At 70.8% G+C, this 25494-nt stretch carries 22 protein-coding genes and 1 pseudogene; 10 read left to right on the top strand and 13 right to left on the bottom strand.

Annotated elements, in window-relative coordinates; translation table 11 throughout:
- Positions 1–79 precede the first annotated feature (79 nt).
- The 3 genes and pseudogenes from BLU81_RS49075 to BLU81_RS02045 form a co-directional block, all read left to right on the top strand.
- Complete coding sequence (locus BLU81_RS49075; protein ID WP_092541082.1) at positions 80–313, top strand: SDR family oxidoreductase; 234 nt, start codon at positions 80–82, stop codon at positions 311–313.
- Between the two features lie 546 nt (positions 314–859).
- Positions 860–1507 (top strand): MFS transporter, encoded by a 648-nt coding sequence (locus BLU81_RS02050; RefSeq protein ID WP_157751091.1) that lies wholly within the window; start codon positions 860–862, stop codon positions 1505–1507.
- A 124-nt stretch (positions 1508–1631) separates the two neighbouring features.
- Positions 1632–2082 (top strand): annotated as a pseudogene (locus BLU81_RS02045) (IS630 family transposase); the annotation flags it as partial.
- A gap of 8 nt (positions 2083–2090) precedes the next feature.
- Here BLU81_RS02045 and BLU81_RS02040 read toward each other — a convergent pair.
- Positions 2091–2663: a hypothetical protein gene (locus tag BLU81_RS02040; RefSeq protein WP_092541074.1), complete on the bottom strand. Its 573-nt coding sequence runs from the start codon at positions 2661–2663 to the stop codon at positions 2091–2093.
- A 387-nt stretch (positions 2664–3050) separates the two neighbouring features.
- Here BLU81_RS02040 and BLU81_RS51770 point away from each other — a divergent pair, with 387 nt between their 5' ends.
- From BLU81_RS51770 to BLU81_RS51370, 3 genes are read left to right on the top strand one after another with little or no spacing between them, the layout of a single operon-like run.
- Positions 3051–3215 carry a hypothetical protein gene (locus BLU81_RS51770; RefSeq protein WP_307833814.1) on the top strand — a complete coding sequence of 55 codons (165 nt, stop codon included), beginning with the start codon at positions 3051–3053 and terminating at the stop codon, positions 3213–3215.
- Positions 3185–3577, top strand: coding sequence for a response regulator transcription factor (locus BLU81_RS02035; RefSeq protein ID WP_307833813.1), 393 nt, complete (start codon positions 3185–3187; stop codon positions 3575–3577). The genes BLU81_RS51770 and BLU81_RS02035 overlap by 31 nt, the downstream gene beginning before the upstream one ends.
- Entirely contained in the window at positions 3574–5325 is a 1752-nt protein-coding gene (locus tag BLU81_RS51370; protein WP_092541071.1) for a sensor histidine kinase, read from the top strand. The genes BLU81_RS02035 and BLU81_RS51370 overlap by 4 nt, the downstream gene beginning before the upstream one ends.
- Positions 5326–5379: 54 nt before the next feature.
- Here BLU81_RS51370 and BLU81_RS51765 read toward each other — a convergent pair whose 3' ends face one another.
- The 3 genes from BLU81_RS51765 to pgi are packed head-to-tail and all read right to left on the bottom strand — an operon-like array spanning position 5380 to position 8484.
- Positions 5380–5739, bottom strand: a complete 360-nt coding sequence (locus BLU81_RS51765; RefSeq protein WP_331717476.1) for a carbohydrate-binding protein — start codon at positions 5737–5739, stop codon at positions 5380–5382.
- A gap of 24 nt (positions 5740–5763) precedes the next feature.
- Positions 5764–6819: a winged helix DNA-binding domain-containing protein gene (locus BLU81_RS02025; protein WP_373873333.1), complete on the bottom strand. Its 1056-nt coding sequence runs from the start codon at positions 6817–6819 to the stop codon at positions 5764–5766.
- 33 nt (positions 6820–6852) lie between these two features.
- Complete coding sequence (pgi, locus tag BLU81_RS02020) at positions 6853–8484, bottom strand: glucose-6-phosphate isomerase (RefSeq protein WP_092541067.1); 1632 nt, start codon at positions 8482–8484, stop codon at positions 6853–6855.
- 236 nt (positions 8485–8720) lie between these two features.
- Between pgi and BLU81_RS02015 the strand changes: the two genes are divergently transcribed.
- The 3 genes from BLU81_RS02015 to BLU81_RS02005 are packed head-to-tail and all read left to right on the top strand — an operon-like array spanning position 8721 to position 13388.
- Positions 8721–10055 carry an SWIM zinc finger family protein gene (locus BLU81_RS02015; protein ID WP_092541065.1) on the top strand — a complete coding sequence of 445 codons (1335 nt, stop codon included), beginning with the start codon at positions 8721–8723 and terminating at the stop codon, positions 10053–10055.
- Complete coding sequence (locus BLU81_RS02010) at positions 10052–12763, top strand: DUF7824 domain-containing protein (protein ID WP_092541063.1); 2712 nt, start codon at positions 10052–10054, stop codon at positions 12761–12763. The genes BLU81_RS02015 and BLU81_RS02010 overlap by 4 nt, the downstream gene beginning before the upstream one ends.
- A gap of 49 nt (positions 12764–12812) precedes the next feature.
- Complete coding sequence (locus BLU81_RS02005; protein ID WP_092541061.1) at positions 12813–13388, top strand: P-loop NTPase family protein; 576 nt, start codon at positions 12813–12815, stop codon at positions 13386–13388.
- Positions 13389–13660: 272 nt separating this feature from the next.
- Here BLU81_RS02005 and BLU81_RS02000 read toward each other — a convergent pair whose 3' ends face one another.
- Positions 13661–14749, bottom strand: a complete 1089-nt coding sequence (locus BLU81_RS02000; RefSeq protein WP_092541059.1) for a glycoside hydrolase family 26 protein — start codon at positions 14747–14749, stop codon at positions 13661–13663.
- Between the two features lie 170 nt (positions 14750–14919).
- Here BLU81_RS02000 and BLU81_RS01995 point away from each other — a divergent pair, with 170 nt between their 5' ends.
- Entirely contained in the window at positions 14920–16086 is a 1167-nt protein-coding gene (locus BLU81_RS01995; RefSeq protein WP_092541057.1) for a dipeptidase, read from the top strand.
- 47 nt (positions 16087–16133) lie between these two features.
- On the opposite strand, the gene BLU81_RS01990 is transcribed toward BLU81_RS01995, so the two are convergent.
- The 8 genes from BLU81_RS01990 to BLU81_RS01955 form a co-directional block, all read right to left on the bottom strand.
- The gene (locus BLU81_RS01990) at positions 16134–17081 is read right to left on the bottom strand and encodes a CU044_5270 family protein (protein ID WP_157751089.1); all 948 of its coding nucleotides are present in this window, start codon (positions 17079–17081) and stop codon (positions 16134–16136) included.
- Positions 17078–17821: an RNA polymerase sigma factor gene (locus BLU81_RS01985; RefSeq protein WP_231954020.1), complete on the bottom strand. Its 744-nt coding sequence runs from the start codon at positions 17819–17821 to the stop codon at positions 17078–17080. Before BLU81_RS01985 ends, BLU81_RS01990 begins: the two co-directional genes overlap by 4 nt.
- Positions 17822–18508: 687 nt before the next feature.
- The gene (locus tag BLU81_RS01980; RefSeq protein WP_092541053.1) at positions 18509–18727 is read right to left on the bottom strand and encodes a hypothetical protein; all 219 of its coding nucleotides are present in this window, start codon (positions 18725–18727) and stop codon (positions 18509–18511) included.
- A gap of 170 nt (positions 18728–18897) precedes the next feature.
- Entirely contained in the window at positions 18898–21630 is a 2733-nt protein-coding gene (locus tag BLU81_RS01975; RefSeq protein ID WP_092541051.1) for a helix-turn-helix transcriptional regulator, read from the bottom strand.
- Positions 21631–21718: 88 nt separating this feature from the next.
- A complete protein-coding gene (locus BLU81_RS01970) occupies positions 21719–22255 on the bottom strand; it encodes a hypothetical protein (protein ID WP_092541049.1) in 537 nt (178 codons plus the stop codon).
- A 10-nt stretch (positions 22256–22265) separates the two neighbouring features.
- Positions 22266–23468: an ABC transporter permease gene (locus BLU81_RS01965; RefSeq protein ID WP_092541047.1), complete on the bottom strand. Its 1203-nt coding sequence runs from the start codon at positions 23466–23468 to the stop codon at positions 22266–22268.
- The gene (locus tag BLU81_RS01960; RefSeq protein WP_231954018.1) at positions 23465–24247 is read right to left on the bottom strand and encodes an ABC transporter ATP-binding protein; all 783 of its coding nucleotides are present in this window, start codon (positions 24245–24247) and stop codon (positions 23465–23467) included. Before BLU81_RS01960 ends, BLU81_RS01965 begins: the two co-directional genes overlap by 4 nt.
- Positions 24244–25449, bottom strand: a complete 1206-nt coding sequence (locus BLU81_RS01955; protein WP_092541045.1) for an efflux RND transporter periplasmic adaptor subunit — start codon at positions 25447–25449, stop codon at positions 24244–24246. The genes BLU81_RS01960 and BLU81_RS01955 overlap by 4 nt, the downstream gene beginning before the upstream one ends.
- Between the last annotated feature and the right edge of the window lie 45 nt (positions 25450–25494).

Here is a 25494-nt window from a genome sequence, read left to right as displayed (position 1 = left end):
ACCGTCCCCGCATCATCTGCATGACCACCTGTGAGGGGCTCGGCACGCTACTGCCCGAAGTTGGAACGGAGATCGAGGACTGTGGTCACCGCGCTGCGCGCCGAAGGCTACGGCGCCTGCGGCGAAGTCACCGACATCGCCGACCAAACCTCCGTGGGTGCAGGCCGGCGGCATCGGCCGGACCGGCACCTCGGCGGAGATCGCCGCCGTGGTCGCGTTCCTCACCGGCCCGGAATCGTTCTACATCACCGGCACCGACGTGCTCATCGACGGTGGACAGGCGGCGGGGCTGCGCCGGCACCGCGAACACTGAGCTGATGATCTGGCTCCGCGTCGTCGAGGCCTAGCAGCCGATCCAACAGCCGGAATCGCAGCGCCGCACTGAGCGCCGCGAACCATGGCAGCAGCACGATGTGGAACACCCAGCTCTCCGGGCCCATCAGACCGAAGTACGACCACAGAGCCGGAAGCATCACGACCACGCTGAACACGGCCGACAGAAGATCGTAGCCCAGGCCGAGCATCGTGACCGTGAGAATGACCAGGCCCTGCCTGGACACACGAGCCACAAAGGCGTACAGCTAAGTTCGGATGCCGTTGACGATCTTGCGGCTTTCGCGCTGAGCGGCCGGAAGCGCGGCAAAGGTGTCGTCGACGGGGACCGGAGAGAACCTTGAGCTCCATCGAGAAGTGGTAGAGCACGGTCGGCTCGGTCGAGCCGGAGCGGGCGGCCACCAGCGCGGTGGTGACGCCGTCGTAGCCGACCTCGTCGACCAGCTCGACGACTGCCATGGCGATCTGCTCGCGGCGCTCCCGGGAGCTCTGGTACGGGCCTCGCTTACGCGACGGTGCAGTGTTCATGGCCAACCTCCACGCGAATGTGTCGGCGCACCGCTGGGGACCGTTCTTCTCGGGCTTCCTCGTCCCGCTGCGTGACAACGACTTTCGCTGGGTCTGGCTGTCACGGATCCTGCTGACCTTCGGCTACGCCGCCTCGACCGCCCTGGGCCTGTACATGCTGCAGAGCTACATCACACCCGCGATGAGCCTCGCCGACGCCACCCGGACAGCTCCGCTGCTCACCGCCGCCTCGCTGCCGGGCACCATCGTTGCGCTGCTGCTGGCCGGCCGCATCTCCGACCGGATCGGCCGCCGTAAGCCGCTCGTCGTCGCCGCCTCGGTGCTGATGGCACTGTCGATGCTCATCCCGCTGTTCTGGGCGGCCCTGCCCGCGTTGTTCCTGCAGAGCATCGTGGCTGGCATCGCGTTCGGCATCTACCTGCCAGTCGACCAGGCCCTGTTCATCGACGTGCTGCCGGACAAGGCGGCAGCCGGCCGGGACCTCGGCATCGCCGGCCTCGGCTCCAACCTCGGCCAGGCCCTCGGCCCGGTCCTGGCCGGCCAGGTCGTCGCCCTAACCGGCGGCTACCGCGGCGTCTGGGCAGTCGCCACCGTCCTGACCGCGATCGCCGCGATAGCCATCCTCCGGGTCCGCACCGCGAAATGAATGAACTTCCATGTCTCCTCTGCCGGGTGTCCTAAGTCTTTAAGTCGATGTCGGTGGGTACGTGTGACGGATGCCTTCTCCGGTAGCCGTTCCGATCGTGCTCACCGCCGACGAGCGTAAGTAACTGCTGACCTGGTCGCGTCGACCGTCGTCCGCCCAAGCCCTCGCCGCCCGCTCCCGGATCGTCCTAGCGTGTGCCGACGCCCCGGACGACACCAACCTGCAGGTCGCCGACCGGCTCGGGGCTCCCGCAACATGATCCACAAATGGCGGGACCGGTTCGCCGCCCCGGCCGGCCCCGCACGATCGCGGACACCGACGTGGAACGCGTGTTCACCACGACCCTGGAGACGACACCGAAGGACGCCACCCACTGGTCGACCCGTTCAATGGCTTCCCATACCGGTCTGTCGCAGACCGCGGCGTCGCGGATCTGGCGGGCATTTGGCCTGCAACCACACCGTCAGAACACCTGGCGACTGCCCAAGGACCCGCAGTTCATCGACAAGGTCCGTGACGTCGTCGGCCTCTACCTGAACCCGCCCGAACGAGCCGTCGTGCTCTGCGTCGACGACTCACAGCACTAGCCCTTCTTGCCGTCGAAGGCCTGGGCCTGGCAGGCGAGTTGCATGGCCTCGTCCGGAGCCCAGTCGTTCCAGCCGGGGCCGGGCCGCCATTGGCCGTTCGTCCTGACCAGGGGCTCACCGTGCTCGACGCGGCACTTGTGGAAGTTGTCGTCGTCATCGTCGTAGTACGGGTTCTTCTCCTCGTCCAGTTCGGGGGCGAAGACCGGCCTCAGCTTCCCGCAGGCCTTCTCGTTCTCCGGTCGCGACGCGATCAGCCGGCCGTTGGTCTCTTTGCTGTTTCCCTCGCCACTGATCTCCAGTAGCCCCTCCGTGGTGGTCTCCATCGGAACTCCGTGTTCCTTGAGGCAGCGCATCCACGGCTGCTGCATCCGGTGCACCTCCTCGAAGGAGGTGTCGGGCCGGATCACCGGGGCGGCCGGCGCCGCGGCTTTCGAGGTGGCTGCATCGGGTGCACTGCCAGAGGGCGACAACAGCGACACCACCTCCGGCGCCGAGTCCTCCGCGGGCCCGGAGCAGCCGGCGAGGACGCCAAGGGCCAGCGTGAGCGCGACCATGAGCTTCTTGGACATGGTGTGGTGACCTTTCGTCAGGTGGAGGCGAGGGCTTCGGTGGGGGTCAGGCGGGCGGCACGCATCCAGGGATGGACCCCGGCGATCACGCAGACGAGCAGCGCGCCGCCGGCCGGTCAGGCCGGGGTGGTCGAGCCGGCGGAACAGCAGCGTCGTCCCATAGAGCACGACGACCGGGCGGTCATCGTCGCGGCAGAGCGCCCGGCTCCGCTTGACGGCCGCGCCGGCCGAGGGCAACCAGGCGACCCCACCAGCCGCCCAATTCGTCCACCTCCGCTGACTGCATGCCGATCACGGTGCCGAAGGCTCGTCGTCGCACCGTCAGGGATTTGTCGAGGGACTGTCAGATTTCGCAGCTGCGGTGATCGGTCGGTTTACAGTCGGGCCGTGCTCGCCAGAATTCTGATCGCAGAAGACGACCCCCGGCAGGCCGAGATCGTCCGCCGCTACCTGCAGGCGGCCGGCTGGGATCCGGTGGTGGTCGGTGACGGCCGGCCGCGATCACTGCCATTCGCCGGCGGGTGCCCGACCTGCTCGTGCTCGACGTGCTGATGACCGAGATCGACGGCCGGGACGTGTGCCGGGTCCTGCGGGTCGACTACGACCTGCCGATCCTGATGCTCGCCGCGCGGTCCAGCGCCGACGACCGGGTGCTCGGCTTGGAACTCGGCGCCGACGGCTACCTGACCAAGCCGTACGACCCCCGGGAGCTGGTCGCCGAGCCGGGACGGGCGCACACCCGCCGGGAGCTGGCCGAACGGCTCGGCGGCCTGGACCGCACCGCCACCGACCGGGGCGTCGACATGCACGTGGTGAACCCGCGCCGCAAGCTGCAACCCGATCCGCGCAGCCCGGCGTACCTGCTGACGGTGCACGGCTTCGGCTACAAGCTCGCCGACGGCTCGGCCGGATGAGCCGCCCCGTCGCACCGCACCGCAGCCTGGTCGTCCGGCTGCTGGGCACCTCCGTGCTGATCGTCATCCTGTCGGTCGCGACCGCCGCCTGGCTGGCGGCCAAGACCGCGACCCGCGCGGTGCAGGCGGAACGCGGCCAGTCGCTGGCCGGCGACTCCCGGATCTACGACACCCTGCTCGGTTTCGCCGCCGCGCACGACAGCTGGAACGGCGTCGAGTTGACCGTCCAGCACCTCGGCGACGAGACCGGCCGGCAGATCACCCTCACCACCGCGGACGGCCAGCCGATCGCCGCGACCCACCCGGGCGGCAAGCTACCGGGCCGGCCCTCCGCGGTACTGGACCCGCTCGGCGCCACGACCGGCGTCATCGACCCGCGCGCGGTCGGCCCGTACCAGCTGACCGAGCGGGACCGGTCCGCGCAGCGGGCCCAGGCCGAGAAACGCCTGAACTGCCTGCACGAACAGGGCATCGAGGCGACGGTCGCCGAGCGGCCCAGCGGGCGCTCGGTGGTGCGACTGGCGGAGCGGAACCCACGGCAGCGGCAGAACTGCTCCTTCCGCGAGGACGCCCCCACCCAGACCGAGCTGGCCGCGCTCAAGGAACTTTCACACGGACTCGGGCGGTGCCTGACCGACCGGCATCTGCCGCAGGTGGACGTGTACAGCGTGGACTTCACCTGGCAGTACCGCCCCGACAATATCGGCGGCAGCAGCCAGGACATCCAGGACTGCGTCGACCGGGCCCGGCGGGACCAGCTCCGCCCGTACGTCGCACCGTCGGCCCGCCTCTACCTGAGCAGTCCCGCCCGGCCCCCGACACCGGTATTCGAACTGTCGTCCGCGAGCACCCTGCGCATTGCCGGGGCCACAGCGTTCGTACTTCTCGCCGCTGTCACCGCGACCCTCGTCGTGGGGATGCGGCTGGTCCGACCGCTGCGTGCCCTGACCACCGCCGCGGACCGGGCCGTCCATCGCCCGGCCCCCGTGGCGATCACCCGCAACGACGAGATCGGCCGGCTCGCCGGCGCCTTCAACGACCTGGCCGCACGCAGCGAGCGCAGCGAGGAGCAGCGCCGCACCATGGTCAACGACATCGCCCACGAGCTGCGCAGCCCACTCACCAACATCCGCAACTGGCTGACCGCCGGTCAGGACGGCCTCGCCGAACTGGACCAGGACCTGGTGGGTCTGCTGCTGGAGGAGTCCGGCCTGCTCCAGCACATCATCGACGACCTCGCCGACCTCGCCGACGCCGATGCCGGCACCCTTGCCCTGAACCGGGACAGCTACTTCATCGCCGACCTGCTCGTGCAGGTCAGCGAAGCCCACCGGGGCGCCGCCGAACGCTGGGAGGTCAGCCTGGGCCTCGATGTCACCGCCGACCCGGAGGCCGCCGTCGACCCGGCCCGGTTCCGGCAGATCGTGGGCAACCTGCTGGCCAACGCCATCCGGCACACGCCGGCCGGCGGCCGGGTCGACATCCGGGCCCGCACCGAGGCCGACGACCTGGTCGTCGACGTCGCCGACACCGGCGAGGGCATCGCCGCGACGGATCTGCCGCACGTCTTCGACCGCTTCTGGCGGGCCGACAAGGCACGCACCCCGGCCACGGGCGGCAGCGGCCTGGGCCTGTCGATCGCCCGCAAGCTGGTCCAGGCCCACGGCGGCGACATCACCGCCGCCAGCACACCGGGAATGGGCAGCACGTTCACCGTCCGCATGCCCACGCGAGCGACACCCGAATAACGGCCTTCCCAGTTCTCCCAGCAGCCCTGCAACACTTTGCCGCCGGACGTCCCTTCACGCCGCAGCCGGTCGGGTTGGACGGTGACGGCGACGGCGAGGTGGAGGGCGAGGACGACGGCGAACCGGAGGGGGACGGATTTCCGCCGGTGCAGGCGCCAGCGAGGTCCACGGTGTCGGGGTCGCCGCCGGATTCCAGCCGGTTCCGGCCCGGGCGGTGTGGGTGACCAGCGCCTGATAGAGAGTGGACTGACAGGTGACCTGGTGACCCGCGGTGCAGGTGACACCTTCGGCCCAGATCGTCGGGAGCAGGCGACGGCCGCCGCCCTGCTGGACTGGAACGCCGGCACAGCCCCACTCGCCACCAGCGCCCCAGCGGCAAGCGGCATCAACACATGTCGAACTCGCATGCCTCACATGTTGGCGTTCACATCTTAAATATCAAGGCTTCTTAACCATTAACGGCAGCCCTAGGTAAGCCGCGAAAGGCTCCAGCGCCGGGACCGCCTCGTTCAGATCGAAGTCGGCGAGCGGCAACACGGACACGGTCACCGCCTTCTTGCCGATGGTGCGCTTCCAGGTGGCCATCACCCTTCCGTCGCGGACCAGGGTGGACTGGAAGACGCCGTTGCCGCCGGGGATGATCTTGGCGACCTGTTCGGGGGTGGCCATCATGGAACGGTCCTTGTAGCCCAGCATGTACTCGTCGAAACCCGGCAACGCTCGCCAACCGGTCACCGGAGCCGCGTCGAGAACCTCCGGGTCGACCCAGACGTCGTCGCCGACTTTCTCCAGGCCGGCAGCGGCCACCGCCTTGCGGGAGTCGCCCATGGTCAGGCCGGTCCAGCCGGCGAAGTCCTTGACCGTGGTCGGGCCGTGGGAGCGGAAATAGCGGTGGGCCAGGATCGCCAGGGCCTCGTCGCGGGACGGGGTGTTGCGTTTCGTGGCCCACTCGTCGAGCAGGACGAACGTCTGCTCGGTGCCACGGTTGGGGGCGATGGCGGTCACGGCGCGCTGGCTGGCGTACCACAACAGGTGGTAGCCGAGTTGGCCGGTGACCGGGACGCCGCCCGCGTTGATCGCGGCCACGCACTCCGATCGTGTCAGGCGGCCGCCGCCGGTGAGGGCCTCGCCGAGGATGTCGGCCGCCCGGTCCGCGTCCTTCTCGCTGAGGCCGAGGAACTCGCGGCGTTTCGCCGCACCGGCCAGTGCCCGCACACCGGTCAGCTCCAGCATCCAGTGCGCGTCGGCGGACGGGATCAGGTGAACGGTGCCGCGCATCGGCCAGGTCCGCACCACATCGTTCCGCTCGGTGGCGGCCACCACCTCGGATTGGGTCGCGCCGGGCAGCCGTGCGCCGAGCGACCACAGCACGCTCTGCAGATCCTGCGCCTGCATCGCGCCGAACCACTCGACGACACTCGCCACGTCGGGCTGCGAGCGGTCGCCGAGCAGCAGGCTGGTCATTCGAAGGCTCAGGGCCGTGTCGGTGTCCACGGCCCTGAGCCTAGAGAAGCGGTCCGACAGAAGTCAGCGGCCGCGCTGCGCCCGGTACCGCTTGATCAGCGAGTTCGTCGACGAGTCGGCGTCGTCGGCGGGGGTCTCGCGCGACGTCAGTTTCGGCGCCAGCTGGTTGGCCATCACCTTGCCCAGTTCCACACCCCACTGGTCGAACGAGTTGATCTCCCAGATCACGCCCTGGGTGAACGTGATGTGCTCGTAGAGCGCCACCAGCTGCCCGAACGTGCCCGGCGTGAGGCTCTCGGCCAGGATCGTGGTGGTCGGGTGGTTGCCCTGCATGACCCGGTGCGGAGCGACCTTCGGGTCGGTGCCCTCGGCCTTGACCTGCTCCAGGGTGCGGCCGAAGGCGAGCGCGCCGGTCTGGGCCAGGAAGTTCGACATCAGCAGGTCGTGCATCTCGCCGATGTCGTGGTTCGGCTTGCTGAAGCCGATGAAGTCCGCCGGGATCAGCTTGGTGCCCTGGTGGACCAGCTGGTAGAACGCGTGCTGGCCGTTGGTGCCGGGCTCGCCCCAGAACACCTCGCCGGTCTGGTAACTGACCGGCTCGCCGCTCAGCCGCGTCGACTTGCCGTTGCTCTCCATGGTGAGCTGCTGGAGGTAGGCGGCGAAGCGGTGCAGGTACTGCGCGTAGGGCAGGACGGCGTGCGACTGGGCGCCGAGGAACGTGTCGTACCAGACGTTGATCAGGCCGAGCAGGGCCGGGATGTTGCGCTCGATCGGCGTGCTGCGGAAGTGCTCGTCGACGGCGTGGTAACCGGCGAGCATCTCGGCGAAGCGGTCCTTGCCGATAGCGATCATGACGGAGAGGCCGACCGCGGACGGCAGCGAGTAGCGGCCGCCCACCCAGTCCCAGAAGCCGAACATGTTGGCCGTGTCGATGCCGAAGTCGGCGACCTTCGACGCGTTGGTGCTGACCGCGACGAAGTGCTTGGCGACCGCGGCCGCGTCACCGCCGAGGCCCTCCAGCAGCCAGGAACGGGCCTCCTGGGCATTGGTCAGCGTCTCCTGCGTGGTGAACGTCTTGGACACCACGATGAACAGAGTGGTGGCCGGGTCGAGGTCGTGCGTCTTCTCGAACAGGTCGGTGGGGTCGATGTTCGAGACGAAACGGGCCTCGATGTCGCGCTGGGTGAAATCCTTCAGCGCCTCGTACGCCATCACCGGGCCCAGGTCGGAGCCGCCGATGCCGATGTTCACGATCGTCTTGATGTGTTCGCCGGTGTGGCCCTTCCACTCCCCCGAGCGGACCTTGTCGGCGAACGCACCCATCTTGTCGAGGACCTCGTGCACGTCGGCGACCACGTCCTGCCCGTCGACGACGAGCGCGGCGTCGCGCGGCAGGCGCAGCGCGGTGTGCAGGACGGCACGGTCCTCGGTGATGTTGATGTGCTCACCGGAGAACATCGCGGTGATCTTCTCGCTGAGCTTCGCCCGCTGCGCGAGCGCGGTCAGGGCGGTCAGCACCTCGTCGGTGACCAGGTTCTTGCTGTAGTCGACGTAGAGCCCGGCGAGATCGGTGGCGTAACGCTCACCACGCTGCGGGTCGCTGTCGAACAGGTCGCGCAGGTGCACCGTGGAGAACTTCTCGGCGAGACCCTGAAGAGCCTGCCACTCGGCACTGTCGGAAACGTGTTGGCTCATAACTCCCACTCCGGACCTGGACGACGCTCAAATCGTGGCACGATCCGGTGCCCGGCACCCGCGAACCGGCCGGTCGGTCGTGTCCTGCTGGCGAGGTTAGTCCCCCGATAACGCCGGTACGTCCCCGGTGTCCTTCTTCTCACTCCGGTGAACCGTGTGCCCTCGGACTCCTTCTCTACCCGGAAACGGCCGTCCGTCCCTCGAAAATGTCGTACCCCTTCCCTACGGTTCCGGGCATGGTTTCCGCGGCGTACTCGTACCTCGGCTCGTCGGCCCTCGACGACGGCCTCACCCTGCAGACTTCCGGTGGCCCGGCGGCACACCCCCGTTTCTTCACCGGCTTCCTGACCGATCCCGGCGCCGCCGCCACCGGTCTGCTGGCCGTGGCCGAGGTGGCCCGCACCCGCTACTTCCGGCCGCTGCCGCCGACCAGCCTCGACCCGGTCGTCACGGCCGGTTCGGACCGGCTGCGGTTCGAGTCGTTCTCCGGCTGCTGCGGGGTCTACGCGCGGATGGACGTGCTGCCCGGCGGCCTGGACGGCGACATCGTCGCGCACGGCACCACCAACGTGGACGTCAACCTGCCGTTGCAGCGGGCCCTGACCCGGGTCGGGCGCACCGATCCGATGCACGTCGCGGTCGGCCCCGACGACCTGACCGTCACCACGTTCGACGGTGAACTGGTCGAGCGCAAGGTGCCGCTGCCGTCCCGCTGGCTGCGCGGGTTCGCCGAGGCGCAGGTCCTCACCGCCCGGTTCGACGCGCGCGCCGAGGTCGGCGTGGCCGAGGCCCGGGTGCTGCTCAACCGGCTGCCGGTCGGTGACAAGTCGGTTCTCTGGGCGGTTCCGGCCGGTCGTTCGCTGCGCTTCACCTCCCGGCCGGTGCCGGGCGCGGTCTGCCTCCCGGGCGCCGGGCGACTGACAGCCCTCAAACCCTTCTTGCGGTACGGGGGGAAGCTCACCGTCTACGGCCCGGCCGTCGCCGCCGGGAGTGGCCCGGTCGCCAGCACGTGGGAGTTGAGCACGCCGTCGCTGCGGCTGTCGCTGACGTTGTCGCCGGAGCCGTCCCGTGGCTTCTCCGGTGAGGGCGCGGTCCTCGACTCGCTGATCAGTGACGAGGCGGCCGACGACGCTGACCTGGTCAGCGCCCTGCTCTCGTGGGATCCGACGATCGACGTGGACGCGCTGGCCACCGCCGCGGGCCTCGGGGCGGCCCGGGTCCGCGACGCGCTCACCCAGCTCGGGACGGCCGGGCGGGTCGGTTACGACGTGGCCGAGGCGGGCTACTTCCACCGCACCCTGCCGTACTCCGCGGACGTCGTGGAGAAGATGAACCCCCGCCTGGCCGGTGCCCGGGCGCTGGCCGCGGCCGGCACGGTGACCGCCGGGCCCGAGGTGTCGGTGGTGCGCAGCGGCGACGAGATCTACCACGTGCGCGACGCGACGTCCTGCACCTGCCCGTGGTGGGCAAAGCACCGCGGCGATCGTGGCCCGTGCAAACACGCCCTGGCGGTGCGCCTGGTCCAGGCCGGCGCCGCCGCCGACCTGGAGGACGCGGAGGTGACGGCATGAGCCTCACCTGGGAGACCCTGGAGGGACTGGCCGGCAAGGATCACGGCGCCGGGATCGTCCGGCTGCTGACCGGGGCCACCGAAGCCGAGCGCCTGGCGGTGTTCAAGGCGGTCGAGGCCGGGATCAAGGGTGCGGACCCGTCGGCCTGGTGGCGGGACCAGATCAACCCGGCCGGGGCGTTCGCCATCGCCGTCCTCGGCACCGCACCGACCGCGCAGAAGGCGGCAGCCCTGCTGACCCGCCGTAACCTGCGGGACCAGTGGCGGTGGATGCCGGTCGGATACATGCTGGACGTCGCCGCCGCCCGCGAGGTGGACTGGCTCGGCGATCTGGGGCACCGGCTGGCCCAGCGGCTGTCCACCCGGGACGTGTGGGACAGCAGCGAGTTCGATTTCACCGCCGCGTTCATGCGGGCCGGCGGAGTCGAGCCGCCGGTCACCGAGAGCGTGGTGAAAGGCTGGCTGGCGGGGCTGATCCGCCCCCGCGGGAAACGGGTGCCGCCGCTGACGATGCGGCTGCGGGACGATCCGTACCTCGATCTGCTCCTGCCCTCGGTCTTCGAGATCGACGGACTGGGCGCCGACATCTTCAACGCGGCCTGGAGTGACGGCTCGGACAACCCGGGGTCGGTGACCCGTTTCCCCGGCGCGGTCGCCGCCCTGGTCGCCGAGGGCCGGCTGGAGCGTAAGACGGTCCTGGCCGCCACCGTCGACCGGCTGGCCCGGGGCGACAGACCCAACGCGCTGCGCCCGTTCGTGGTCCTGCACGAGACGCTGGCACCCACGGTGGACGAGATCGCGGAGTACTCGCCGGACTATCACCAGCTGCTGGCCGAGGCGCCCGGCCCGATCGCCGCGCTCGCCCAGACCGCACTGCGGACGCTCGACGACAGCGGCCGTCTCGACCCGGAAACCCTGCTCGACGCCAGCGTCCCGATGCTGGTGCGCAAGGAGAAGACGCTGGTCAAAGCGCAGATCGCGTGGTTGGAGAGGCTGGCTCGCCGGGAACCCGGCCAGGCCGGCGCGATCTACGAGACGATCGCCGCGGCGTTCGGCCATCCCGCACTGGACATTCAGGAGCGGGCGCTGACCCTGATCGCCAAGCAGTTGCCCGGTCTCGATCCGGGCAGCGCCGCCCGGATCGCCGGTGAGTCGTCGATGCTGGCCGGTGACCTGACCGCGCGGGCCGCCGAGATCTTCGGCACCACGGTGGCCGCCGGCTCGGCCCCGGTGGCGCCGGTGGTGCTGGTCCCGGTCGAGACGCCTCTGATGCCACCGCCGATCACCACCGCCGCCGAGCTGGCCGAGGAACTGGTGATCCTGTTGCACGACCAGACCGGCGTCCGGTGGGAGCGGGTGCTGGCCGCCGTGGTCACCCTGCACGCCGGTGGCCGCCGGGCGGAGCTGGCCGGCGCGCTGGCCCCGATCCTCGACCGGCACTCCGGCTGGTTCGACACGAACCGGTGGAACTCCGGGTCGCCCTTCCACGGCCTCGGCACCGCCATCCGGATGTCCACCGACCCGCCCCGGCACGACACCGGTCACCAGCAGCTCTACAGTTCGGTGCGGATCGCCTGGCAGGAGGGACGCCGGGGCGGCGGCAGCTCGAAACTGTCCGCGTCGCCGACCGGGGTGCTGGCGTTGCGGGCCGCCGAGATCGCCGTGCACATCAACGGTTCGATGATGCCGATGCTGGTCGCCACCCCGACCCACACGAACGGGAGCATCAACCCGGCGGTGCTGCTGGAGCGGCTGACCCGGGCCGAGGCCGAGGGCTGGCAGCCGTGGCAGTTCGACCTGGAACAGGCTCTGCTGCGGCTGCCCCGCACCGGCGTCCCGGCCGGGATCCCGGTCGCGGCCGGGCAGCTCACCTCACCGGCCGGGCGGCAGTTCGCGCAGTGGCTCGACTCCGGCGGCCTGCCCGATCCGGTCAGCGAGCCGTTCGAGCAGCTCGGCGAGAAGAACGAGTCGGGCGCGTTCACCTGGGACGCACCGGTCCCCCGCCGGATGGGCGCGCGGCTCACCCCGGCCCGGGACGGCGGCCTCCGCCTGGAACGGCAGCTGCTCACTCATCAGCCGAAAAGACATCCGGAGTGGTCACCGGACGACTTCATGGGTGTGCACAGTGTGCTGACCATGGTGCTGCCACACCATCGCGAGGTGGCGGCGGCGTGGGCGCTGGGCGACCTGGGTTCCCTGGCCGACCAGGGCCGGAAGGAGCACGGCGCGCTGCTGCCGCTGCTGGCCGAGTGCACCGGCCCGGTCGGTCCCGCTCTGGCGTACGGACTGGCCTACGGCCTGGGCGCCAAACACGAACAGGACCGGGTGGCCGCCGTCGACGCGTTCCTGACGCTGGCCGCCACACCCGAACCGTTCGCGGCGGCGGTCGGTGCGGCCCTGGCCGACCTGTGCGCCGACAGCACGGTGAAACTGTCCCGGGTGACTCCAGCGCTGGCCGACGCCCACCGGGCCGGAGCCTCCACAGCGGTCTGGGAACTGTTGACCACAGTCCTGCCACCGCTGCTGGCGACCAGGCTGCGGGCCGTCCCCGATCTGCTGGAACTGGCCACCCAGGTGGCGGTCGCTCTGGGCCCACACGCCAGGAGCACCGAGATCCCCGGCTTGGCCGAGGTGGCCGCTCTCCCCGGCACCTCCCGCCTGGTCCAGGAGTCGAAACGCCTGCACACCACCCTGGCCGGCCCGGCATGACCGGCCCGACAGCACGCACTGCCACGATCCCGCCGACCAGGCTGTCACCGTGCCGCTGTTGAACTGGGACGACACTCTGCCCGGCCGCCCCCGGCGCGTACTGGTCGCCGGAGTGTCCGGCTCGGGGAAGACGACGCTGGCCGCTCTCGTCGCCCGGAGCTGGCAGTTGCCCCGGGTCGAACTCGACGCCCTGCCTCACGGGCCGGACTGGCAGCCGCGCCAGACGTTCGTCGCCGAGGTCGAGGCGTTCGCCGCGCAGCCGCGCTGGGTCACCGAGTGGCAGTTCACCACGAGACTCGGCGACGTCCTGCACAGCCGCGCGGACTGCGTGCTGTGGCTGGACCATCCCCGCCATCTGGTGATGCGCCAGGTCATCGGGCGTACCGTCGCCCGGCGCGTTCAGCGCGAGCCGCTGTGGAACGGCAACATCGAGCCGCCACTCCGAACCGTGTTCACCGATCGTGATCACGTGATTCGCTGGGCGTGGCGGACGTTCGGCGGTCCTGGAGCGAGGGTGCGGACACTGTTGGAGCGGCGAGGCCACGATGTGGTCGTGGTCCGTCTCCGGGGTCGGCGCCAGGTGACCCGATGGGCCGGCCACAACCTGGGCGAGGATCACGGATGAACCGGCGTCTGCACGCTCGCGGAGTACGGGCTGGCAGTGGGGGCACCGCGGGTGACGGCCGGGAGGCCGGTGCGGGGACGCTTCGGCCCGGCGGTCGCGGGGCGGCCGTAAGGGGCCGGGGGCCTCGCGCGGTGGGCGCGGCCGGGGATTGCTGCGGGTGGGGGCCGTTGTGGCGTACGGGGAATCGGGGATTTCGGGGTTTGTGGTGGCAACGAGAGAGCGCCGCACGGCGGGGGGCCGGGCGGCGCTCTCTTTACCGGGGGTGGGGAAAGTCAGCCGATCTTCACGTCGAAGATCGGGTTGGCGGCCAGCTTCTGGAACGCGGCCAGGCTCGCCGGGGTGCTGTCGATGCTGATGTCGCGGTCGCCCTGGTCGTCCTTCTTGGTGTCGAAGTGCACGATCGCCTTGATGGCGGGGCGTTTCGCGAGCTCGGCGGCGACGTTGTCGTAGACGGCGTCCTTGTCGGTGAGCTTGCCGACGCGGTGGTAGGCGCCCCACTCGGCGACCATGAAGGGCTTGCCGGCGTGCTTGGTGACGGCCCAGTCGTAGAAGCCGAGGCCGCCGCCCTTGGGCTTACGGTCGAGCAGGTCGGCGAAGTCGCCGTAGTGGTAGCAGGTCTTCTTCTTGGCGCTGGGCTTGGCGTTCGCCTTGGGGCAGTGCTTCTCGACGGAGACGTACGAGTCCAGGCCGATCCAGTCGACGACGTCGTCGCCGGGGTACAGGTCGCCCCACCAGCTCTTCGCCATCCAGTCCTCGTTACCCATGTAGGCGACGACGTTGATCGCGTTGTCGACACCCTGGGCGCGCAGACGCTCGATGGTGTGCCGGTACATGGCCGCGAAGTCCTTGGCCTCCCAGCCGGAACCCTTCTTGGCGATGACGTCGTTCTCCGGCTCGTGGTTGAGGACGAGGAAGAACTTCTTGCCGAACTTCTTGGCACGGGCGGCGAACGCGTCGATGCGACGGTCCTGGGCGCCGTCGGCGACCTTGGCCCAGTTCGAGCCGTAAGCGATCTTCCAGTTGAGCAGCAGGACGCGCGGGTTCGCGGGGTCCTCGGTCATCGCGATCTCCGCCTTGGTCGGGAAGATCTCGTCACCCTTGTGGTACTGGTGGAACAGCGACGCGGTCCGGCCACTGGCCTTCTCCCAGGTCTTCAGGGCCTGGTCGCGCGGGGTGCTGGTGAAGCCGCCGGCCGCACCGCCCCAGAGGACGTTGCAGGACGGGACGAGCTTGGCGTCGGTGACACAGTCGCTACCGGCGGCCGGAGCGGCCTGCGCGGCGGACGGAACCAGAGCGGCACCGGCACCAGCGAGTACGGCGGTCAGAGCTGTCAGGAACTTCGGCAGCTTGGCCAGTCGCATTCAGTAACTCCCCCGTTTGTCCGGCGCGTTGTCGGCCGGGCATGTGAAAGAGATTCCAGGGCGCGGGGTGCGAGGCCAGTGCCCGTGCCGGTGCCGGCCGGTTGCGGGTTTTCCACACCGAAGGACGGGATCGGCTTGCGTCTGAGGGCAACGGTCTGTAGTTACAGGTCATGAATTCGATCATCGACGGCCACAACGACCTGCCGATGCGACTGCGCGAGTGGCACGGCTCGGGCGTGGCCGGGCTCGAACGGGAGCGGCCACCGCTGCACACCGATCTGCCGAGACTGCGCGCCGGTGGGGTGGGCGGCCAGTTCTGGTCCGTCTACGTGCCGTCGGACCTTCCGGAGGCGGTGGCGGTCACGCACACCCTGGAGCAGATCGACCTGGTGCACCGGATGGTGGCCGCCTACCCGGACGATCTGGCGATGGCCTACACGTCGGCGGATGTGGAGTGGGCGCTGGAACGCGGCCGGATCGCGTCGCTGCTCGGGGTCGAGGGCGGCCACTGCCTGGCCGGTTCCGCCGGGGTGCTGCGCACACTGGCCCGGCTGGGTGTGCGGTACGTGACGCTGACCCACAACCACCACACGTCGTGGGCGGATTCGGCGACGCAGGACCCGGTGCACGGCGGCCTGACGGCCGAGGGGCGGGCGATCGTCCGGGAGATGCAGCGGGTTGGCATCCTGGTGGACCTCTCGCACGTCTCCGCCGACACCATGCGCGACGCCCTGGACGAGGCCGCCGCCCCGGTGATCTTCAGCCATTCCGGGGCCCGCGCGGTCACCGACCATCCGCGCAACGTCCCCGACGACGTCCTCGAACGGCTTCCGGAGAACGGCGGCGTCCTGATGCTGACGTTCGTGTCGCTCTTCGTGTCCGCGGCGGCCCGGGACTGGCAGCTCGCCGCGGACGCCGAATGGTCCCGGCTGGGTCTGCCGCCGCTGGAGTTCGGCTGGCCACGAGCCCCGCGCCCCGGCGAGCCGGAATCCCAGGTCCCGGTGCTGCGAGTAGTGGATCAGGCCGCCGAACCGGCTTTCCAGCCGTGGCTGGCCGCCAACCCGAAACCGGCGGCGACGGTGGCCCAGGTCGCCGACCACGTCGAACACGCCCGCGAGGTGGCCGGCATCGATCACATCGGCATAGGTGGCGACTTCGACGGGACCCCGGAGGTGCCGGCCGATCTGCAGGACGTGTCCGCCTACCCACGGCTCTTCGCCGAGCTGACGAAACGCGGCTGGACCGAACCCGACCTGGACCGCCTCGCCAACCGCAACATCATGCGGGCTCTGCGCGACGCGGAGGAGCACGCCGAGGAGCACCTCTGGCCACGCTGACCGTCATCTTTAGCGAGGGTGCGCCCGAGCTGCCGCCCGGGCGCACCTCAGGGCCGTTCGCCCAGCTTGCCGACGACGGCGTGGTCGATCTCGGCGGCGGTACCGAGAAGCATCCCGGCGTTGCCGTAATCGGTGTCCTTCACCAGGTAGGACCGCTCACCCAGGTAGTCGCCGGTCGCCCGGTCGAAGATCCACTCCCGGCGTCGGGCGTCCTCGGTGCGGGCCACGGCGACGCCGCTCCGGCCGACCGCGTCGACCGCGTCGCGAACCAACTCGACACCGGGGATCCGGGCGGCCGCCCGGTACAGCGCGGCAGCCTCGGCCGGTGCCGGCATCGACTCCCGGAGCAGGTCCCCGACGACGGTGAAAGCCTGCCCGTCCCGGCTGTTCCCCTGCCCCGGCTGCACACCGGCGTAGATCTGGCGCAGCAGCACATCCGGGTCCTCCGGCAGGTCCGGATCCATCGGGACCGGCCCCAGATCGGACGGCCGGTCCGCCTCAGTCAAGCGGCCCTGCCCGCCCGCGAACAGCGGTTTCCAGATCTCCCGGTCGTGCAACTCGGCCATCACAGCCCGAACCGGCTCACCCGTACCCTCCTCACCACCGGAGAACGCCACGAAGGCGATGCGGCTCTTCACATACAGGTACCGCGAGCCGCCGTCGTCGCTCCCCGTCGCGGTGCCGGCCGATGCCGCCAGCTCGTTCAGATAGGCCACCGCCCCCTCATGATCACCAGGCAGCACCTGGATGATCGGCGGCGGCGCACCCCGATCCCACGGCCGGGCCACGACAGCCACACCGAGAGCCACGACGAGCACGAGAAAAGCCGGACCCAAGATCAAGAGCCGCTTGCGCCGGACGGGTGACCACGCCGGCCGCTCGATCGCCTCCAGCAGACCCGCCCGCCGCTCCAGCATCCGCTCCACCGGCATCCGCGGCTCCCCCGGCTTGGGCACCAGCACAGCGAGGTCCGCCCGAACATCGACGTCATTCATCGCTCCCCCTCCAGCCATCCACGAGCCGCCCACTCCCGGCCAGCCCCAGCCCTAGCCGCAGCCCCGGGCACGGGCACGGGCCCACGGCTGATCTCGGGCTCCGCCGTCACTTGCTCATGGACACTCCCGGCCTCGGGCGCCAATTGCTCCTGGGTGCTCTCGGGCGCCGTCGTCTCGCGTTTCCGGCCGAGCCCCGCCTCGGCCAGAGCCCGCAACCGGACCCTGGCCCGGGACACCCGCGAGCGGACTGTCCCGATCGGGATCCCCAGCGCCTCGGCCGCGGCCGCGTAGTCGAGTTCCTGCCACACGCAGAGCAGGAACACCTCCCGATCGGCCCGTCGAAGCGCCCCGAGCGCGGCGGCAGCGGCAGCCAGTTGCGCACTGTCGTACAGCCGCCCGACGACCTCGTCGGCGAAGTCCGGCACCGTGGCACGATCACCGGCCCGCTCCGGAACCCGGGCCAGCGCGGCCCGATGCCGCCGGGCCGCCCGTCGCCGGTTACGCAGTACGTTCGTGGCGATGCCGAGGAGCCAGGGCCGCAACCCGTCCCCGTCCGGCCGCAGCGTCTCCCGGATCCGCCACGCTTCCAGAAACGTCAGCGACACCACGTCATCGGCGTTGGTGTGGTCGCCGTCCGTCCAGACCGCGTGCCGATAGACGGCTTGCGCGTGCTCGTCGAACACCTCCGCGAACGCGTCGGCGTCCCCGGCCCTGATCCGGGCCCGCATGGTTGCTGTCACGCCGGTTACTGTCCGCTCCCCGCCCCGGGTTCCCTCCGACTTCCCAGCCGAGCCCAGCGAGAAATCCCGCGAGTAGAGCCGATACGACGCGACGTGCGTGAGGAGCGCGAGGCACAAGCCGAGGGCGCGGCGCACGGAGGGCGCGAGGCACAAGCCGAGGGCGCGGCGCACGGAGGAGGCGCGAGGCGTGCGCGGAAACGAATCTCGCTGCCATCTGGTGAGGCCAGCCAGAGGATCGCACCTGAGGAGCCGCGCTGAATCGGCCTGGTGGATCGGGCGCACGGAAGGGCGCCGACAAGGCCGAACAGCAGGGCTGGGCAGGGATCGCGCGGATCCGCCGGCGGCCCGGATCGAGGGTTCGGTGATCAGGGCGGCCGGCGGATCTGCCGGTCGGACGCCGCGGGCCTTCTGGGCTGCGCGGGTCTCGGCCGGTCGTCGAGCGGTGGTTGCCGCTGGAACGTCAGGAGCCTACGTCTTGTCCAGCGGGCAGACAGATAGGGGTGTTAAAAATGCGATCATCGCCACGGAAAGCGTGTCCCGTCGGGGCCAGTGACGCGGAAACCCCCGGTGCACGAATCGCACACCGGGGGTTTCCGTCCGGATCAGTGCCAGGTGGCCCCAGGGACGGGCCGGGCCTTCCTGGACGGATCCACCGGGCCGGCCTCACGGCCCGGGGGTCTTGCCTCGTTACCGCACCTCGGCGTGCCGGCGCTCGGCGTCCAGCCGGGTGAGGATCGCGTGCACCTCGCGGGTCTCCTCGGCGGTGTGCCGGCCCAGCATCAGGTCGAGTTCGGTGCGCTCGGCGGCGGTGCGGAACTCCGCGAGCTCGTCACTGAGGCGGCGGTGGGCGCGGCGCTCGGCGATGCGGTGGGAGATGGTGGTCCGGGCGTTACGGATGAACTGCATGTCGAAACTCCTCGACAGATAGTGACGGAGAATGTTTCGTCGCTTCCGGCTACAACAATCCTCCGGTCGGGCTTCATCCCCAAATCCACCAGGTAAAACCCGTGATACGAAAGTGATGGCCGCCACTGGATTTCGGTAACCCACGTCACTCTGCGTCGCCAAATCGCAGGTCACAACTGGTTGGTGATCTCGCCCATAGAGGTAACCTGCAGCACCGACAGCAGTTGGGTGCGCGACCGGACGCCGAGCTTGCGGTAGACCCGGGTCAGGGTCGCCTCCACGGTCTTCACGCTCAGGTACAGCCGGTTGGCGATCTCCCGGTTGCTGGCCCCGTCCCGGACCATTCCGGCGATCCGCAGCTCGGTCGAGGTCAGCCCCTGTTCCGGGGTGCCTTCGGTGCGGGCGAGCGCGCGTTCGGCCTCGAGCGTCCAGGGGCGGGCTTCGGCCGTACGGAACAGGGTCAGTGCCTCGCCGATCGCCTGCCGGGCAGCCGCGTAGCGGCGCCTGCGCCGCTCGGCCCCGGCGACCACCAGCAGGGCGTGTGCCTGTTCGACCGGCTGGCGCATCTGCTCGAAGTGGCGGGCGGCGGCGGTGGCCAGGTCGGCGGCGGTGTCGGCGTGCCCGGACTCGGAGGTGACGATCGCGGCGGCCCGGTCGAGGTAGCCGGTGAGCGCGGGTGTGCTGCCCAGTCTCTCCGCGGCGGACCGGGCCAGGTCCAGGGCGGCGGCTGCCTCGGCGTGCTCGCCCAGGCCGGCGAGCGCGGCGGCCAGGTCTGCCCGCCAGCGGACGATCATCGGGTCGGAGCTGCCGGACTCGGCCTCCAGGTCGCGCAGCCGCCGCAGCGTGGAGACCCCGGCCCGGGTGTCACCGGCGCGGACCTCGGCCTGGCCCAGTGCGTGCAGGTGCCGCCGCAGGTAGAGGCCGTCGCCCTCCTGCAGCGACGAGCGGATGCCTCGGCGGGCGAATCCGGCGGCCGCTTCGAGGCTGCCACCGGCCAGTTCGGCGACGGCGGCGGTGTACCAGGTGGGGCCGGGACTGAGTCCTGCCTGCTGGGCCGCGGCCGCCGCGCGGTGCCCGTACCGCAGCGCCTCCTGGCACCGGCCCGCCCGGGTGGCCACCTCGGAGAGGCTGCGCAGCACCTCGACCCGGGCTTCGCCGAGCCGGTCGTGTTCGGCGACCGCGAGTAGCGTCAGCAGTTCCGCGCGGGCCTCGTCGAGCCGGTCGTCGAAGAGCGCGAACCGGGCGGCCATGTATTGCGGGCCGTAGTGCAGCCAGTCGGGTGCGGGCGCGGCCGGCAGCGACCGGGCCCGGTCCAGGGTGTCGCGCCAGCAGGCCTCGCCCTGGACCCGCTGGATCTGGGCGATCATGGTGACCGCCATCGCCTCGGTGGTCAGGTCACCGGCGAGCCGGGCGGCCTGCTCGGCGTGCCGGGCGTCGGCGGCCCCGGTCTCCAGGTCGCCGGACAGGAACGCCGCCCAGGTCAGCCGCAACCGTACCGGGGCGGCGAGCGCCGGGTCGTCACCGGCTTCGGCGAGCGCGGCCGCGAACGTCTCCCCCATCTCGGCGAGCCCCTGCCCGGCGAGGTCGATCAGCACGACTCGGGCCCGGACCCGGTGACCGGCCGGGGCGTCGGCGGCCAGCACCGCTTCGGCGGCCCGTCCGGCGAGTGCGGGGGCGCCGCCGGTGAGCGCGGTGCGGGCGGCGGTGACCAGCCAGTCGAGGCGGTCGGCCCAGCGCTCGGGCGGGCAGCGGTCGGCGGCCAGCAGGTACAGCTCGGCGGCGGTGCGTTCGGCGCCGCGCTGCGCGCAACGGCTGGCCGCGGCGGCCAGATCGGCGGCCACCTGGGCGTCCGGGCGGGCGGTGCGCATCGCCTGCTGGCGCAGGGCTTCGACCGGGTCGTACGCCGCCGCGGCCAGATCGGCGTGCACCCGGCCCCGGTCGGCGGCCGGGGTCTCGTCGGCCAGCACCTGCCCGAGCAGTGGGGGTGTGAACCGGATCAGTTCGCCGGCCAGGTCGATGACTCCGGCCGCGGCGGCGGTCCGCATCGCCCGGACCGCGTCGTCGTGCCCGGCGCGCTGCAGCAGGGTGACCGTCGGTTCGGTGGCCAGCGCCGCGGTGAGCAGGGTGGCGCGCACTTCGGCGGGCAGTTCGGACAGCCGTTCCCGGGCCAGGCCGCGCACGGTCTCCGGCAGGGGTGCGGGCAGCCAAGCCGGGCCGGGCGGAACGGCCGCGCCGAGGGCGAGCGCGAGGAACGGGTTGCCGCCGCTCGCCTCGTGCAGCCGGCTCGCGGTCCGGCAGGGCAGTCCACGGGCTTCCAGGAGCGCGGTCAGGTCGTCCGGGGACAGCGGCGGGACGGCCAGTTCGACGACCGGGGCGGGGCAGAGCCGGACGGCCCGGGACCGACCGGGGCGTCGTTCGGCGGCGAGCATCCGGATCCGGTTGCCGGGGCGGCGGCGCATCGCGAAACCGATCAGTTCGGCCGACTCCGGGTCGAGCCACTGGGCGTCGTCGAGGACCAGCAGCACCAGGGAGGTGCGGGCGCAGTGCGCGAGCAGTTCGGGCAGGACCAGTCGCCGGGCCAGGGCCGGCACCCCGGCACGGGACGATCGGCCCTGACGGAGCGCGATGAGCGAGTGCCGGGGTGCGGGGGCCAGGGCGGCGACCGCGGTCGCCGGGACCTGACGAGCCAGATCGGCGACCCCGGCGTACGCCAGGACCCGCTCGCCGCGGGCCGGGCGCAGCCGCAGGACCAGCTCGCCCCGGGCCGTGGCCTGGTCGGCGACGGTGTCGAGGAGTGCGGACCGGCCGATGCCGGGTGGCCCGTACAGGGCCACCCCGCCACCGGCGGCGAGCCGGGTCTCGATAGCCGCGAGAAGTGCCTCCCGGCCGTGTAGAGCGGGCACGCGGCCTCACCCCCAAGTTTCTGAAGGGGTCAGCCTAGGGAGCTGAACGCACCCTCATCAATAAGTACCTGGCTATGTCACATAGTGGTCATTTGGTAGCGGTGACGCTCTTGGCCGTGACGGTCCCGTCGTCGCCGGTCTCGCCTTCGACGGTGATCGACTGTCCGGTTTTGACATCACTGAGCTTGCCCTTGGCGGCGGTGCTGACCGTGGTGTCGCCGTCGGTCTTGACGGTGACGACGGTGCCGTCCGCGGTCTCGACGTAGATGGTCTTGCCGTTGACGAGTTTGACCTTGCCGGTGGTGTCCGCGTCCTGCGCCGCCGTCTGGCCTCCGAAGCCTCCTCCCGGCGCTCCGCTGGCGCTCATCCCGCTCGGGAAGCCGCCGCTGCCGCGACCGCCACCACCACCGGCGAAACCGCTGGCGGCCGTGGTGGACGTCCCCCACTGTTTCTGGGCCTGGATGCCGCCGACGAATCCGCCCATCAGCAGCGCGGCCACGCCGAGCACGACGGTGCCCTTGTTCCACCACTTCTTCGGGGCCGCGGCGGCCAGTTCGGCGGAGAGACCCTCGCTCGGGGAGGGCACCACGGGAATGATCGCGGTCTCGTCGTTCAGAGTTGTCACAACTGGGTCCTCACTCGTAGCGCAGCGCGTCGATGGGCCGCAGCCGGGCGGCGCGGGCGGCGGGCAGGCCGCCGAAGAACAGGCCGATCGCGACGGAGACCCCGACCGCGAGCCCGATGGAACTGGGCACGATCACCGGTTTGACGCCGACGATCTCGAACTGGCTGCCGATCAGGGCGGCGGCCACGCCCAGGCCACCGCCCAGCACACTCAGCAAGGTCGCCTCGATCAGGAACTGGGTGAGGATCACCCGGCGCGGGGCGCCCAGGGCCTTACGGATGCCGATCTCCCGGGTCCGTTCGGTCACCGTGACCAGCATGATGTTGGTGATGCCGATGCCGCCGACCAGCAGACTGATCGCGGCCACCGCGCCGAGCAGCGTGGTGAACGTGTCAGCGGTCTCGGTCTGCGTCTCCAGCAGCGACGACGCGTTCTGGATCCGGTACGGCGTGCTGCCCGACGAGGAGTCCACGTCGAGTTTCTGGTTGAGGATCGTGGAGACCTGTGACTGCGCGGCGTCGACCTGGTCCGGGTCGGCGGCCTCGACGATGATCGAGGTGAGTGCGCCGTACCCGGTGAGAACCTGCTGCACCGCGGTGAGCGGGGCGACCGCGGTGTCGTTGGCGTCGTTGAAGCCGGTGGAGCTCTTCTCGGACAGCACGCCGACGATGGTGAACAGCGCCCCGCCGACGGTGACCTGCTTGTCGATCGGGTCGACACCGGGAAAGAGTTCCTCGGCGACGGTCTGGCCGATCACCACGACCCGGCGGCCCTGGGCCACGTCGTCGTCGGTGAAGGCCGCGCCGTCCCCGACCGGGGTGGTGGAGGCGGCGAACCAGCTCGGGGTGGTGCCGACGAAGGTGGCCACCGAGTGGTCGGTGCCCTCGTAGGTCATGGTCGCCGACGACGAGCTGACCACCGGCGACACCGACTTGACGTCCGGTGCCATCTCCGGGTCGATCAGGGCGTCGGCCATGTTCTTGGTCAGCGACGTGCTGCTGGAGCCGCCCCGGCCGGTGCTCATCACGGTGATCGTGTTGGTGCCGAGCGCCTCGATCCGGTCGCTGATCGCCTTGGCCGAGCCGTTGCCGACCGCGACCAGCAGGATCACCGCGGCGACACCGATCAGGATGCCGAGCATGGTCAGCGCGGACCGCAGCTTGTTGGCGCTGAGACCGCGCAGGGAGAAGCGGACTACCTCGAAGAAGCTCACAGTGTGTGCCGCCCGCCCGCATAGACGGAAGCCCGGGCCGCCACGTTCGCGTGTGCCGCGGACGGGCCGACCGGGGGCAGGTGGATCGGGGACTGCCGGACGTCGCTGACGATCGCGCCGTCGACCAGCCGGATCAGCCGTTTGGCGCGGGCGCCGACCTCGTCCTCGTGCGTGATGATCACGATGGTCCGGCCGGCGGTGCTCAGGTCGTCGAAGACCTGCAGCACGTCGGCGGTGGACTTGGAGTCCAGGTTGCCGGTGGGTTCGTCGGCGAGCAGCAGCGCCGGTTCGGTGACCAGGGCCCGGGCCACCGCGACCCGCTGCTGCTGGCCGCCGGAGAGCTGATTGGGCTCGTGGTCGGCCCGGCCCGCCAGACCGACGACGTCCAGGGCGGCCATCGCGCGTCGCCGCCGTTCTTTCGGCTTCACCCCGGCGTACGCCAGCGGAAGTTCGACGTTGGCGACCGCGCTGGTCCGGGGGATCAGGTTGAACGACTGGAAGATGAAGCCGATGAGCCGGTTCCGGGCCAGGGCGAGCTGGCCGTCGGAGAGGCGGCTGACGTCCACGCCGTCGAGCAGGTACTGCCCGGAGGTGGGGATGTCGAGCGCGCCCAGGATGTTCATCAGCGTCGACTTGCCGGAGCCGGACGAACCCATGATGGCCACGTAGTCGCCGCGGTGCACGGTCATCGACGCGCCGCGCAGCGCGTGGACGGTCGCCTCACCCGTACCGTAGATCTTCTTCAGGTCGGTGACCTGCAGGACCGGTTTGGGGTTCATCGTCCGCCCCCGCCGCCGGGAGCGCCGCCGCCACCCGGCACGCCGCCCCCACCGGAGAATCCGCCGCCGCCGGAGAGACCGCCGAAGCCGCCCTGCTGGCTGCCGCTGGTGCTGGTCGAGGTGGTCTTGACGACGACCTGCTCGCCGGCGGTCAGCCCGGAGGTGATCTCGGTGGCCGAGTCGCCTTCCAGGCCGATCTCCACCGACCGGGTCTCCTGCACGTTGTTCGCCACCACCGTGACGGTGTGCCGGTTGCCGACCGTGGTGAGCGCGGCCGCGTTGACCAGGACCACGTTCTCCTTCGAGCCGGTGGTGACCGACACCGAGACGGTCTGGCCGACCTTCGCACCGGTCGGCACCTTGTCAAGGGTGAGCGTGACGCCGTAGGTGACCACGCTGTTCGAGGTGGTGGCCGACGGGTCGATCGCGGCGACCTTGGCGCTCTGTTCGACGCCGCTGAGCGCGTTCCAGGTGACCGTGGCGACCTGTTTCTCCTTGAGGCTGGTCGCGTCGGCCTCGGCGAAACTGGCCGACACCTGCATCTTGGTCAGGTCGGCGATCTCGATGAAGCCGCTCGACGACGACGAGGACGAAGAGGACGTCGACCCGCCGCCGGTGGAGGAGCCGCCGCCGGAGGAGGACGAGGAGCTGCTGCTCCCCGAGGCGGAACCGCCGAGGGTGCCGCTGACCGCGGTCACGGTGCCGGCCATCGGGGCGGTCAGCACGGTGCCGGCCACCCCGGCCTCGGCCTCGTCGACGGCCAGTTCGGCTGCCGTGACCTGGTTCTCGGCTTCGGTGGTGTCGGAGGAGGCGGCTTCGGCGCGGTCCACGGCGTCCTGGGCGGCGTCGAGATCGGCCTCGGCGGCGTCCAGGCTGCGCTGGGCGGCGGCCGGGTCGACCTTGGCCAGGGTCTGGCCCTTCTTGACCTTGTCGCCGACCTTCACGTTGATCGCGGTCACGGTGCCGCTGGTCGCGAAGGTGGCACTGGCGGTGCTGGCGCTTTCCAGGGTCCCGTCCGCGGTGGCGGTCTTGGTGACCGTGCCCTGCTGGACGTTGACCGTTCGTTCGGAGGCCGCTGCGGCCGTCCCCCCGTCCTCGGATCCGGAAAATGTCTCGTACACCGTATAGGCCCCGGCGACGAGCACTACGCCGATGACGGCGTTGACCACCATTGACGGGTGGCGGCTCAGGCGTACCTTCATGGCTGCACACTCTGGAGTGCAGTGCTATGAGGAGCTTCGGCGCAA

The organism is Actinoplanes derwentensis (assembly GCF_900104725.1).
Lineage (GTDB): Bacteria > Actinomycetota > Actinomycetes > Mycobacteriales > Micromonosporaceae > Actinoplanes > Actinoplanes derwentensis.
This window is presented reverse-complemented; position numbering and strand designations above follow the sequence as displayed.